General features: G+C 37.3%; 1 protein-coding gene. It reads left to right on the plus strand.

What is annotated here, in order from left to right:
- Positions 1-11: 11 nt before the first annotated feature.
- Positions 12-671, plus strand: a 660-nt coding sequence (locus tag EAE91_RS23640) for a DUF4225 domain-containing protein (RefSeq protein ID WP_214090561.1), incomplete at its 3' end; no start/stop codon positions are given.

Below are 671 nucleotides of genomic sequence, written 5' to 3' on the forward strand. Positions count from 1 at the left end.
TGATGATGCTTATGAACAGAGTTGCCGATAAATATGTAAAATGGAGTCTGGCCAAAGACCATTTTATCGGTGAAGTCATGGCCTATTGCCAAGAAAACACATCAAAGATAAATACCGGGGAGATCTCAATCTCTGAAGCAATAGCTTTATTAGACGAAGAAATCCGATCATTAGAAGAGCAAGATGCAATGCTTTCTCAAAAGAGTGTAAGGCAAGCCATTGTTGTAAAGAAAAAGGTAAACAGTGAAAATGCTAAAAGTAAGAATGATGAGACAGTTAATTTGATTGTCTCATGGATTGGATTTATATCTGGCAGTATACAACTCATGGGTGGATTTCTTGCTATTGATACCGGTGTTGGAGCAGCACTTGGAGCACCATTGATGGCTCATGGTTTCAATAATATTGTTGAAAGTGGTTATTATATCCTTTACCGCGAAAGCTATACTGGGCCAGTTAAATTCGTCTATGAAGGGGTTGGAGAAAAAGCTTTTGGAATGGATAAACGCGATGCTGATGTGGTATATACATCGGTTGATGTTGGTATGTCTATTAATGGATTATTCGGTTACAAACTTGAATCAGATAGTCAACGGTTATATCGGTATATAAATGCAGATCTGCTTGTTGGCTTAAAACGACAAGGTATAGAAATAATGAATTACAAAGAG

Origin of the sequence: Photorhabdus noenieputensis (assembly GCF_018448935.1) — a bacterium.
GTDB classification, from domain to species: Bacteria; Pseudomonadota; Gammaproteobacteria; order Enterobacterales; family Enterobacteriaceae; genus Photorhabdus; species Photorhabdus noenieputensis.